This is a genomic window from Streptomyces sp. NPDC006879 (assembly GCF_042869595.1).
Lineage (GTDB): Bacteria > Actinomycetota > Actinomycetes > Streptomycetales > Streptomycetaceae > Streptomyces.
Genome location: NZ_JBIAGC010000007.1, coordinates 55,191 through 67,925, shown reverse-complemented (window position 1 = coordinate 67,925; position 12,735 = coordinate 55,191). Strand labels below are relative to the sequence as shown.

7 protein-coding genes are annotated in these 12,735 nt (G+C 71.3%); 1 reads left to right on the top strand and 6 read right to left on the bottom strand.

The annotated features are described in order from the left end of the window. Nucleotides 1–158 precede the first annotated feature (158 nt). The 3 genes from ACFYMC_RS08100 to ACFYMC_RS08090 form a co-directional block, all read right to left on the bottom strand. A complete protein-coding gene (locus ACFYMC_RS08100) occupies nucleotides 159–2,699 on the bottom strand; it encodes a protein kinase (protein ID WP_388520562.1) in 2,541 nt (846 codons plus the stop codon). Nucleotides 2,700–2,841: 142 nt separating this feature from the next. Then, the gene (locus ACFYMC_RS08095) at nucleotides 2,842–4,779 is read right to left on the bottom strand and encodes a serine/threonine-protein kinase (protein WP_388520559.1); all 1,938 of its coding nucleotides are present in this window, start codon (nucleotides 4,777–4,779) and stop codon (nucleotides 2,842–2,844) included. 1,017 nt (nucleotides 4,780–5,796) lie between these two features. After that, nucleotides 5,797–7,503 carry an FAD-dependent oxidoreductase gene (locus ACFYMC_RS08090; protein ID WP_388520556.1) on the bottom strand — a complete coding sequence of 569 codons (1,707 nt, stop codon included), beginning with the start codon at nucleotides 7,501–7,503 and terminating at the stop codon, nucleotides 5,797–5,799. A gap of 275 nt (nucleotides 7,504–7,778) precedes the next feature. Here ACFYMC_RS08090 and ACFYMC_RS08085 point away from each other — a divergent pair, with 275 nt between their 5' ends. Beyond that, entirely contained in the window at nucleotides 7,779–9,008 is a 1,230-nt protein-coding gene (locus ACFYMC_RS08085) for a nucleotide sugar dehydrogenase (RefSeq protein WP_388520553.1), read from the top strand. A 114-nt stretch (nucleotides 9,009–9,122) separates the two neighbouring features. Here ACFYMC_RS08085 and ACFYMC_RS08080 read toward each other — a convergent pair whose 3' ends face one another. The 3 genes from ACFYMC_RS08080 to ACFYMC_RS08070 all read right to left on the bottom strand — a co-directional run bounded on the left by ACFYMC_RS08080 (nucleotide 9,123) and on the right by ACFYMC_RS08070 (nucleotide 12,695). Continuing rightward, nucleotides 9,123–10,247, bottom strand: a complete 1,125-nt coding sequence (locus tag ACFYMC_RS08080) for a GuaB3 family IMP dehydrogenase-related protein (RefSeq protein ID WP_388520550.1) — start codon at nucleotides 10,245–10,247, stop codon at nucleotides 9,123–9,125. A gap of 153 nt (nucleotides 10,248–10,400) precedes the next feature. Continuing rightward, nucleotides 10,401–11,915 carry an IMP dehydrogenase gene (guaB, locus tag ACFYMC_RS08075; RefSeq protein WP_388520547.1) on the bottom strand — a complete coding sequence of 505 codons (1,515 nt, stop codon included), beginning with the start codon at nucleotides 11,913–11,915 and terminating at the stop codon, nucleotides 10,401–10,403. A gap of 114 nt (nucleotides 11,916–12,029) precedes the next feature. Next, a complete protein-coding gene (locus ACFYMC_RS08070) occupies nucleotides 12,030–12,695 on the bottom strand; it encodes a sigma-70 family RNA polymerase sigma factor (RefSeq protein ID WP_388520544.1) in 666 nt (221 codons plus the stop codon). Nucleotides 12,696–12,735: the final 40 nt, after the last annotated feature.

Below are 12,735 nucleotides of genomic sequence, written 5' to 3'. Positions count from 1 at the left end.
GAATTCCCGCCGCTCTGTACCTCAGGAGGCCAGGTTACGAAGAGTAGGGGTGTACCGGATACCAGGGGAGCAAAGGGAGACAGCACTGTGACGCAATCGCCTACTTACAGGCGTCACCCAGGGTAGTCAGAGGCCGTACCGGTCAGTCTGTTGAACCATCAAGCTCCGTTTCGATAACTACCAGTTGCCTGCTCAAAGATCTCGGTGACCTTGCCCTTCCCGTCCTCCGGGCCGATGACCATCACCACGTGGTACCGCCCCCCGAGGACGAAGACACGATTGCGGACAGCTACCGAACGGCCGGTGCCGTCCGTCCAGGTGTACAGGCCCTCCGCCATCACCCGCTGTCCCACCACGATCTGACGCACCCCCGTCTGCGTGGCCCAACTGGAGTCACGGTACGGCTGGAGCTCGCGCTCGTGGTCCCGCTGGTACCCGAGCGGGTCCGGGGTGGAACCAGCCGGATCCCGCCCCGGGACGACGATGAGCTCGTACTCCCCGCCCGAGAAGCGGACCTGCCCACTGTCGTTCTTGGGGCGACGGTCGTACCCCCGGGGCAGGGCGATCCGGAAGCCCTCCGGATCCCGGTGCAGTTCGAAGCCCTCGGCCACCGGCTCGGTGGGCGCCCCGGTCTGCGGCTTGGGCTCGGTGGGGGCGGAGGGAGTCCGCGTGGGACGGTCCCGCCCGGGCGTGGACGCGGCGGGGGCGGGACTCTGCTGCCCCACGGCCTCCGGCTGGCCCTCGGTGCGGGGCAGGAAGACCAACGCATAGGCCACGACCGCCGACAGCACGAGCAGGACGCCGAGCAGCAACGTCCGCCCCAAGGAGCGCGACGAACGCCCAGCCGGACGCGACTGACCGCGGGCCCGGCTTCGGGGCGGTCGCTGCTGACGGTGCCGACCGTGCACCGAGTTCGGCGCTTCTTCGGCCGCGGCCCGGGCAGCGGCGGCACGCCGCCTGCGCACCAGCTCGCCCCGGCGCCGCACCATCGGCAGACGGGCGGTGTCCACGGGCGGCGCCGACACCACGTGGGCGCCCGCCTCCGGCTCCGGAGCTGACCGGACCAAGGAGCGCAACCAACCGCGCAGCTCCTCGAAATCCGGACGCTCGGTGGGGTCCTGGCGGAGCAGCGACTCCACCACCGGCCGCAGCGGCCCGCACTCCTCGGCGAAGGCGGGCGGCTCCCCGCAGACCATCTGCACCAGTTCGGCCGCACTCTCCTCCGGATAGGGGGCGTGCCCCTGCACCACTCGGAACAGCAGGGCCCCCAGCGCCCACAGATCGGTCGCGGGCCCTACCGGGGCTGCCAGCTGCCAGTTCTCGTGCACCGGACCGGCCTGCTCGGGTGCCCATCGTTCGGTGACGGCGCCGACCACCACGATCCGCGCCTGCCGCGCACGCTCGGCGGCCAGCGGCGTCGAGACCGCGCGTGGAACGCCGGGACTGGGCACGGCCGGCCGCGCACCAGCCTCGACCCGATCGGGCAGCGCGGCGGCGGCAGCCACCGGGAGCTGGCCGTAGGCGGACGGAGTGGGTGGCCCTTGCCGGGGAGTAGCCCCGTGCCAGGGGGCCGCACCCTCGCTCTCGCCCCCGGGGGTGGGCGGCTGCTCTTCGACGCCGGGGAGTTGACTCGCAACCGGGTGCCCGGCGGGCGCCGGACCGGCCGGGCCAGGCTCCGGAGCCCGGCCGTAAGGGTAGGAGTAGCCCTGCGGAAGGTTGGAGCCGCGAGCTGGCTGCCGCTCCACCGGCGCACCGCCGGAGACCGGCGGGCGCTGCTCGGCGATCCGCGCCGCGGCCTGCGACGCCCCGGCGCGGTAGGCGGCGATGGCTCCCGCCCGCGCCGCCCGCAGGTCGGCGGCGGCCCGGTCAGCGGCGACCTCGGTCGGGGGCGCGGCGCCGGGGGGAGTCTGTGGTTCACGGACCTCGGCGAGGTCGATCCGGTCCCGGTACCGGGGACCTCGTCCCGGTTCGGCGTGCTCGGCAGGGGCCGCCGCGGCGGCTCGAACGGGTGCGCCGGGCCCCGCGGCGGCCGGCGGCGGCTTGTTCGGCGAGTTGGGCGGGACGACCGGAGGGACGACCGGAGGTTCGGCTGGCGGGACCGGATCGTAGCCGCACAGCGCTTCCTCGGCCGCGCCGGCCGCGAGACCGGTCAGGACCACCCGCCCGTCCTCGCACACCAGGACCGTACGAACGGTGATGTTGCGGTGGGTCCACCCGTGGGCGTGGAGCACCCGCAGGGCGGTCAGCACGTCGGAGGCCACCTCCGCCGCCCGGTAGGGCGACAGGGGCCGCTCGGCGAGCAGGGCGGCCAGGGGGCGGGCGGCGACGAGTTCACTCACTATCCACAGGGAACCGCCCTCCGCGAACACGTCGAAGACCTGGTCCAGGCGCGGATGGTCGGGGATCCGGGCGGCGGCCTGGGCCGCCTCGATGGCCCGCATCACCGCGGGCTCGGTGGAGCGTCGCGTCGCCCCCCGCACCACCTCCGGCGGCCCCTGCCGCGCCGCGGCCCCGCCGGAGCGGCCGTCCGCGTCGAGGACTTCGGCGTCCACGACCTCGGGCAACGGCACCTGGCGGACCAGGACTTCCTGCCCGGTGTTCGTGTCGAAGGCGCGCGTCTCGACGAGTTCGTACTCGTCGGAGGGAGGCAGGGGCAACCGGTAGCGGTCGGCGAGCACCCTCCCCGCGTAGTCCTCCACGACGCCTCCCCAGAGCGCGCTGTCCCCCTGCCTGATCCCGGAAAAGGGGCCAAAACCGGTCGTTTGACGGCCCGTTACGGCTGCTTACGGTCCGCGACCTCTCACGATACGTGCCGGGGACATCGTACGGGGGCGGGTCGGTTCAGTCCTTCGGCTGGAACGTGGCGAACGCGGTCTCCCGCAACGACCGACACTCCGCCCCGTCCCACTCGCTCGCCTTGCAGCTGATCATGATCGCGTAGCCGTGGGTGGCGTCCACCTTGAAGCCTCGGTTGAGCACCCTGACCGCAACCCCGCCCTGAGTGCGTTCGAACTGCCAGTCGGCAACGGTGGGATAGCCGTTGTAGGAGGTCTTCGTGATGCCGATCAGACGGTAGGCGGTGGAACTGCGGGCGATGGCCGGCTCAAGCTGGTTCCAGGCAAGGGCCGCGTCGTCGGTGGGGCTGGCGTTGTAGTCGACCTGGACCCGCGGGAAGCCTCCGTCCCGGCTGTATATGCCGCCGGAGTTGCTGCCCGCAATCTTGGTCCGCCGGAACCCCTCGGGCATGGCCATGGTGAAGTGGAAGCGGGTGTCGGTGACCGTGGCGTAGCCGGCCGGGACGGAGCCGCCCGCGGTACCGCCCTCTGCCGTGGTGGTCGTACCGGTGTCCGTGGTGACCCCTTGGGCTGCCGACCCCTTCGGGTCGGAACCGGTGCCGGCCGCCCCGCCCTGACCGCCCTCCTGGCCGTCGGCACCCCCCGCGGCGGACCCCTGCGCGGCAGCGCCCGGGTCCGCGCCGCCCTGGCCGGCGGGAGCGTCACCGTTCTTGCCGTCCTGGCCGTCGGCCGGCGCCGGGGAAGAGGAACCGGCCGCGGGACGCTTGTCCTTGTTCTGGACGCCGGGCTCATCGTCACCACTGAAGGCGTAGACGACGAGGGAGCCGATCACCACGAGCACGGCGAGGAACGCGGCGAGGGCGAGCACGATGGTGCGGCGCGGCATGACGTCGGTCAGCGGCGCCGGAACCGGCCTCTTGGGACCGGCCGGCGCGGCGGCGCCCGTCGCCACGGCAGGCCTGGCCGCGGCCCGGGCCCGCTCCTGCCGCTCCTTCTCCTTGGCGGCCTTCGCCGCCTTGACGGCCTCCCTGGCTGCCTCCTTGGCCGCGTCCCGGGCTGCCTTGGCAGCAGCGTCCCGGGCCGCCTTCTGGGCCTTCTCCGCCTTGGGGTCGCGCACCGGCTCCGACGGAACGGGCGGCAACTCGACCACGCGGGTCCGGTCGGCCGGAGGCTCGGCCTCGGGGGCGTCGAGGACAGCGGTGAGCATGGCACGGGCACCGGCCTCGTCCAGCCGCTGGTCCGGGTCCTTGGCCAGCAGACCGTAGATCACGTCGGCCAACGGCCCCGCGTTCTTCGGCGGATCCACCGGGTCGGTCATGACCGCGGTCAAGGTGGCGAGGGCCGAACCCTTGTCGTACGGGGGAACGCCCTCGACCGAGGCGTAGAGCAGACCTCCGAGGGACCACATGTCTGCCGGTGGACCGGGCTTTTGCCCACGGGCGCGTTCGGGCGAGATGTACGAGGGCGCACCGACGAGCATGCCCGTGGAAGTGACCGAGGGGTCCCCCTCCACCTGGGCGATGCCGAAGTCGGTGAGAACGACCCGGCCGGTGTCCGCGATCAGCACGTTGGACGGCTTCACATCCCGGTGCAGGATGCCCTCCAGATGGGCCGCCCGCAGCACGTCCAGCACCGCGAGCCCCACCTCGGCGGCCCGGCGGGGCGTCAGGGTGCCGCGTTCGCGGATGACTTCGGCGAGCGAAGCACCCTCGATGAGCTCCATCACGATCCACGGACGGTCGTCCACGTCCACGACGTCGAAGACGGTGACGGCACCACCGCTGCGGATGCGGGCGATCGCCTTGGCCTCGCGGAGCGTACGCGTGATCAGGCGGCGCTTCTCGTCCTCGTCGATGCCGGTGGGGAAGCGGAGCTCCTTGACGGCGACGGTGCGCCCGAGAGTCTCGTCAAGGGCCCGCCAGACGGTGCCCATGCCACCCCGTCCCAGCACCCGCTCCAGGCGGTACCGGCGGGCGAGCAGCACGCCCTCGCGCTCGACCTCGGTGGTGGTACCACGGCGAGCCTGCCCTCTTGCGGGGCCGGTCGCACTCCGGACAGATGCAGCCGGGGGTCGGGAGGCAGCAGGCCCAGAAGGCTCGGAGGGCGCGGATTCACGCTTCTGCGCCTCGGGTTCCGACGACTCTGGTCGCTCGGCCCCCGCTCCCGAAGCGGGCTCTTCCCCCTCGTCCTTTGAACCCGCGTCAATTGAATCAACGTCAGTGCGGGGCGGTTCTTGGTCGGCCAGGCCACCAACTGCCATCGAGGACCGAGCCACTGACTCTCCCTCCGGCTCCCCCTTGGATTCCGGTTCGCGTTCCGCTTCGACGTCGGGAGTGCGGATCGGGGCCGAGGTCTCGGCCGCCCCTCGCCCCTTGGCCCCGCCAGGCGCCTTGGGGGTCTTCGCGAGCGGACCGCCCTCATCCGACTCCGCGCCAGCGGCCCGCTGGGGCTCTCGCGACTGCTCCGCCTTGGTCATGCGTCCCCTCTGCGTCCTGTGCGCGCCCGCGGTGATCTTCCCGCTCTGCCCGGCTACCCTTGCCCGGCCCTGTCGCCCGATAGCACGCATTATCGACGACCCGAACGCCCGCCGATTCCGACCGCCGCAACCCGCCCCGGCAGAACTCTCATTGTCCCTCACTCAGCCATCGCCGCGGGTACGGGGTCCGGGTAGGTTCCGGCCAACACCCGGTGTCACAAAGGGACAACAGCCCGGTCACCCCCAGATCCGCCCCAATGCGACACCACGACGCATCAACACCTCGCCGGCCGGGCGCCCTCCCGGCCCGCCCGAGCCGTGCCGCCGCTGGTGAGGCGCGCGCCCAGCCTCCAGCCGGGGCTCCTGAGCTCGCTGGCGCACGCCATGCCACGCCGCCCAGTGCTCCCCCACGGCGAACGGGAGTTGACGCGGCGGCTCGTGGTCGCGGCCGCCCACAGCCCCACGGGCACCGGAGCCCCGGACCAACCGCGCCGCCTGCCGGCTACGCCTCGGGCGGAGCCCGGCTCAGATCGGGACGATGTCCGGGGCGCCCAGCCGAGCCGCATCCGCCGTCAAATCGTCCGGCTGTCGCTGTGATTCGTGTTCGGCCTCCACCCGCTTCTCGTAGTGCTGGACCTCCTTCTCGATGTGCTGCGCGTCCCAGCCGAGCACCGGCGCCATCAACTCCGCGCATTCGCGGGCCGAACGCGTCCCCCGATCGAAGGTCTCGATCGAGATCCTGGTCCGGCGCGTCAACACGTCGTCGAGATGGCGGGCACCCTCGTGCGAGGCCGCGTAGACGACTTCGGCCCGCAGGTAGTCGTCGGCTCCGCCCAGCGGCACGCCGAGGCCGGGGTCCGCCTCGATCAGGGCGAGGAGCTCCTCGGTCATCGACCCGAAGCGGTTCAGCAGGTGCTCCACGCGCACCACGTGCAAGCCGGTGCGAGCCGCGATCCGGGCCCGCGCGTTCCACAGGGCCCGGTAGCCCTCGGCCCCGAGCAGCGGCACGTCCTCGGTGACGCAGGGGGCGACCCGCTGGTCCAGTCCGTGCACGGCGGCGTCCACCGCGTCCTTGGCCATCACCCGGTACGTGGTGTACTTGCCGCCCGCCACCACCACCAGCCCGGGCACCGGATGGGCCACGGTGTGCTCCCGGGAGAGCTTGCTCGTCGCGTCGGACTCTCCGGCCAGCAGTGGCCGCAGGCCCGCGTACACGCCCTCGACGTCGTCCCGGGTCAGCGGCACCGACAGCACCGTGTTGACGCGCTCCAGCAGGTAGTCGATGTCCGCGCTGGAGGCCGCGGGATGGGCCTTGTCGAGGTCCCAGTCGGTGTCGGTGGTGCCCACGATCCAGTGGCGACCCCAGGGGATGACGAACAGCACGGACTTCTCGGTCCGCAGGATCAGCCCGGTGGTGGAATGGATCCGGTCCTTCGGTACGACCAGATGGATGCCTTTGGAGGCGCGGACGTGAAACTGCCCTCGCTCGCCGATCAGCGCCTGGGTGTCGTCCGTCCACACTCCGGTGGCGTTCACGATCTGCTTGGCGCGGATCTCGTACTCACCGCCCGCCTCCACGTCCCGCACCCGTACGCCGACGACGCGCTCGCCCTCACGGAGGAACCCGATCACCCGCGCCCGGTTGGCGGCCAGCGCTCCGTAGGCCGCGGCCGTGCGGACCAAGGTGGCCACGTAACGGGCGTCGTCCATCTGGGCGTCGTAGTACTGCAGGGCGCCGACCAGCGAGTCCCTGCGCAGGCACGGGGCCACCCGCAGGGCGCGGGAGCGGCTGAGGTGGCGGTGCAGGGGCAGTCCGCGCCCGTGTCCGGAGGACATCGACATCGCGTCGTAGAGGGCCACCCCCGACCCCGCGTAGGCCCGCTCCCACCCTCGACCCTGGAGCGGGTAGAGGAACGGCACGGGCTTGACCAGGTGCGGGGCCAGTCGCTGGAGCAGCAGCCCGCGCTCCTTGAGCGCCTCGCGCACCAGGGCGAAGTCGAGCATCTCCAGGTAGCGCAGCCCACCGTGGATGAGTTTGCTCGATCTGCTGGAGGTGCCGGAGGCCCAGTCCCGGGCCTCCACGAGGCCGGTGGACAGTCCTCGGGTGGCCGCGTCGAGCGCGGTTCCCGCACCGACCACACCAGCGCCGATCACCAGCAGGTCCAGTTCGCGTTCCGCCATGCCGGCGAGCGCTTCGGCCCGCTGCGCGGGTCCCAGTGCCGCTGTCCTCACCGCTGCCTCCCGTCGGCCGGGGGATTCTGATGCCCGCGGGTGCTCCCGCATGCACGTACCCCGCGGCTCCTCCTCCAAGATTCTGACCTCGCCCGGCTCCTACGGCCACTGCCTGTGGACAACACACAGGCGACGACCGTTCAACAATGCCGCATAACGGTCATATTTACTCCTAGTCTGACATTGCGCCAGCTCTCTCAGTGCACAGGGCTTGCGCACCCCGCCCGTTCCGGCTATGGGCTCGCCCCGCCGGTGACAGAAGGACGGCCACCGCCATGCCCGCAGATCTCGCCGTCGTCGGACTCGGCCACCTCGGTCTCCCCCTCGCCCAGGCCGCCGTGGCCGCCGGCATCGAGACCATCGGATACGACACCGGCCCCACCACGGACTCCACCCTGACCGCCGCCGAGGTCCGCCGCATGTCCGCAGCCGGCTTCCGGGTCGCCAGCGACCCGGCCGAACTGGGCCGCGTCCGCACCGCCGTCATCTGCGCCCCCACCGCCCTCGGCCCCGACCGGGCCCTGGACCTCTCCGCCGTGGGCGAGGCGGCCCGCGTCCTGTCGGTGCGGCTGCGCCCACACACCACCGTCATCCTGGAATCCCCCGCTCACCCGGGCGTCACCGAGGACTTCCTGCGCCCCATCCTCGAAGAGGGTTCCCGCCTGCGGGCCGGCCGCGACTTCCACCTGGCCTACTCGCCCAACCGCCTCGACCCCGGAAACCGCACCCACGGCTACGCCGGGGTCCCCAAGGTCATCGGTGGCCTCACTCCCGCCTGCACCGAATCCGCAGCCACCTTCTACGCCAGGCTCACCGACAAGGTGGTACGCGCCCGCGGGCTGCGCGAGGCAGAGACCGTCCAACTCCTGGAGACCAACTACCGGCACGTCAACATCGCCCTGGTCAACGAGATGGCGGTGCTCTGCCACGACCTCGGCGTGGACCTGTGGGACGTCATCCGGTGTGCCGAGACCAAGCCCTACGGTTTCCAGGCCTTCCGTCCGGGCCCCGGCGTGGGTGGCCACGGCGTACCGCTCGACCCCAACTACCTCCCGCACACCCCCCGGACCCCCGGCCACCCGCTACGGATGGTGGGCCTCGCCCAGGAGATCAACGACCGGATGCCGCAGTACGTCATCCAACGCTGCGCGACCCTCCTGAACGAGCACGGAAAGTCCGCCCGCGGCGCACGGGTGCTGCTCCTCGGGGTCACCTACAAGGCGGACACCGCCGACCAGGAGGGCTCACCGGCCCGCGAGATCGCCAGCCGGCTGATGGACCTGGGCGCACAGCTCAGCTACCACGACCCGTACGTCGGGGGGTGGCGGGTACGCGACCGCCCCGTCCCGCGCGCCGACTCCCTCTACGAGGCCGCCGCACACGCGGACCTGACGATCCTGCTCCAGCACCACCGCACCTACGACCTCCAGGGCCTGTCAGTGAAGGCGCAGCTACTCCTCGACACCCGCGGCGCCACCCCGGTGGGAGCCGCGCACCGGCTCTGACCGCCGGCCCGCCGGGCCAGGGCCGGCTGGTGAGCTCCGCTCGCCGTGGACACAACAGCAGGGCCGACCCCGGCATCCCGCCGGGATCGGCCCTGCTGCGCTGGCGCGGCGGTGTCAGCGACGGTGCTGCGAGTCGGCGACGGTGACCTCGACCCGCTGGAACTCCTTCAGTTCGCTGTATCCCGTGGTGGCCATCGACCGCCGCAGCGCACCGAACAGGTTCATCGAGCCGTCCGGGTTGCTCGCCGGGCCGGTGAGGATCTCCTCAGTGGTGCCGACCGTGCCAAGTTCGACCTTCTTGCCACGGGGGACGTCCTCGTGGACGGCCTCCATGCCCCAGTGGTAGCCGCGACCCGGCGCGTCCGTGGCGCGAGCCAGCGGGGACCCCATCATCACGGCGTCAGCGCCGCAGGCCACGGCCTTGGGGATGTCGCCGGACCAGCCCACGCCACCGTCCGCGATGACGTGCACGTAGCGCCCACCGGACTCGTCCATGTAGTCGCGGCGGGCCGCGGCCACATCGGCGACGGCGGTGGCCATCGGAACCTGGATCCCCAGCACGTTGCGGGTGGTGTGCGCCGCACCGCCACCGAAGCCCACCAGAACGCCCGCGGCACCGGTGCGCATCAGGTGCAGAGCAGCGGTGTAGGTGGCGCAGCCACCGACGATGACGGGCACGTCGAGCTCGTAGATGAACTGCTTGAGGTTCAGCGGCTCGGCGGCACCGGAGACGTGCTCGGCGGAAACGGTGGTGCCACGGATCACGAAGATGTCCACGCCCGCGTCCACCACGGCCTTGGAGAACTGGGCGGTGCGCTGCGGGGAGAGCGCAGCGGCGGTCACGACGCCCGAGTCGCGGACCTCCTTGATCCGCTGGCCGATCAGGTCGGCCTGGATCGGCGCCTGGTAGATCTCCTGGAGGCGACGGGTGGCGGCTCCCTCGGGGAGCTCGGCGATCTCGTCGAGCAGCGGCTGCGGGTCCTCGTAGCGGGTCCACAGGCCTTCGAGGTTGAGCACGCCGAGGCCGCCGAGCTCACCGATCCGGATCGCCGTCTGCGGGGAGACGACCGAGTCCATCGGGGCAGCCAGGAAGGGAAGCTCGAAGCGGTAGGCGTCGATCTGCCAGGCGATCGAGACCTCCTTGGGGTCCCGGGTACGCCGGCTCGGGACGATGGCGATGTCATCGAACGCGTACGCCCTACGGCCGCGCTTGCCGCGCCCGATCTCGATCTCAGTCACGTGTGGTGGCCTTTCCCTCTTGTCTGCTGCCCGACCAGTATCCCCGAACGCCGGGGCGAAGCGGTCCGACGACCGCTGTACGGACGCATGCGTGAGGGGCGGGCCCCGGCCTCGAAGTGCCGGGGCCCGCCCCTCACGCCACTGCTGGGGCCCTCAGCCCTTGCGGCTGTAGTTCGGCGCTTCGACGGTCATCTGGATGTCGTGCGGGTGGCTCTCCTTGAGGCCCGCGGAGGTGATCCGGACGAATCGACCCCGGTCCTGGAGTTCGGGGACGGTACGGCCGCCGACGTAGAACATCGACTGGCGCAGCCCCCCGACGAGCTGGTGGACGACGGCGGAGAGCGGGCCGCGGTAAGGCACCTGCCCCTCGATGCCCTCCGGGATCAGCTTGTCGTCGCCGCCGACGCCCTCCTGGAAGTACCGGTCTTTGGAGAAGGACTTGCGGTCACCGCGGGACTGCATGGCGCCCAGCGAGCCCATGCCACGGTAGGACTTGAACTGCTTGCCGTTGATGAAGAGCAGCTCACCCGGGGACTCCTCGCAGCCGGCGAGCAGCGAACCCAGCATCACGGTGTCGGCGCCGGCGACGAGCGCCTTGGCGATGTCGCCCGAGTACTGCAGACCGCCGTCACCGATGACGGGGACGCCGGCCGCCTTGGCGGCGAGCGAGGCCTCGTAGATCGCGGTGACCTGGGGCACGCCGATGCCGGCGACCACCCTGGTGGTGCAGATGGAGCCGGGGCCCACCCCGACCTTGATGCCGTCGACGCCGGCGTCGATCAGCGCCTGGGCGCCGTCGCGGGTGGCGATGTTGCCGCCGATCACGTCGACGGAGGCGTTCGACTTGATCTTGGCGACCATGTCGCCGACCAGCCGGGAGTGACCGTGTGCGGTGTCCACGACGATGAAGTCGACGCCGGCTTCGATGAGCGCCTGGGCCCGCTCGTAGGCGTCGCCGGCCACGCCCACGGCGGCGCCGACGAGGAGTCGGCCGTCCTTGTCCTTGGCCGCGTTCGGGTACTTCTCCGCCTTGACGAAGTCCTTGACCGTGATCAGGCCCTTGAGTGCACCGGCGTCGTCGACCAGCGGCAGCTTCTCGATCTTGTGCCGGCGCAGCAGCTCCATGGCGTCCACACCCGAGATGCCCACCTTGCCGGTGACCAGCGGCATCGGAGTCATGACTTCGCGCACCTGGCGCCCACGGTCGGACTCGAAGGCCATGTCGCGGTTGGTGACGATGCCCAGCAGCTTGCCGGCGGCGTCGGTGACCGGAACACCGCTGATGCGGAACTTGGCGCACAGCTCGTCGGCCTCCCGCAAGGTGGCGTCCGGGTGCACGGTGATCGGGTCAGTGACCATGCCCGACTCGGAGCGCTTGACCAGGTCGACCTGGTTGGCCTGGTCGGCGATGGAGAGGTTGCGGTGCAACACGCCGACGCCACCCTGCCGGGCCATGGCGATGGCCATCCGCGCCTCGGTGACCTTGTCCATGGCCGCGGACAGCAGCGGAACATTGACGCGAACGTTGCGGGAGATGAGGGATGAGGTGTCGATCTGCTCCGGCGCCATGTCCGAAGCACCGGGCAGGAGCAGGACATCGTCGTACGTCAGTCCGAGGGTGGCGAATTTATCGGGCATCCCGTCGGAGCCACTGCCGTTGACAGTCATGACACCTTCCCAAATGGTCTTGCTCAGCGCGGATGTCCATGCTAACGGGAACCCGCCGCGTCTCATTCCACGACCAAGATCGGCCGGAATCTTCGTCGCTTCGTACGAGCGTTTCTACTGCTCGGCCAGAGCCCTCAGACGGCTCAGTGCTCGATGCTGCGCGACCCTCACGGCCCCGGGGGACATCCCGAGCATCTGCCCGGTCTCCTCGGCGGTGAGCCCCACGGCAACCCGGAGGACCAACAGCTCACGCTGGTTCTCCGGCAGGTTGGCGAGCAACTTCTTGGCCCACTCCGCGTCGCTGCTGAGCAGCGCCCGCTCCTCCGGACCCAGCGAATCGTCCGGCCGCTCGGGCATCTCGTCGCTCGGCACGGCCGTACTGCCCGGATGCCGCATCGCGGCCCTCTGGAGGTCGGCCACCTTGTGCCCGGCGATGGCGAAGACGAAGGCCTCGAAGGGCCGGCCGGTGTCCCGGTATCTCGGCAGGGCCATCAGGACGGCGACGCAGACCTCCTGGGCGAGGTCCTCGACGAAGTGTCGGGCGTCGCCGGGAAGCCGGGAGAGCCGAGTGCGGCAGTACCGCAGGGCGAGTGGGTGTACATGGGCGAGCAGGTCATGGGTCGCCTGCTCATCACCCTCGACCGCACGGTGGACGAGCGCGGCGATACCCGTCGGCTCATCTTCACGCATCGGTCCATGGTGCCTTGGCGCCGGATCCTTCGCGGCACCCTGCCCCTTGTTGTGCGCTGAAGCGTTATGAGCAGGCGCGCCGGCACTCATCTCCTGCGCCCTCCCCTCCCGCTCGGCCGAATGGTCCCCT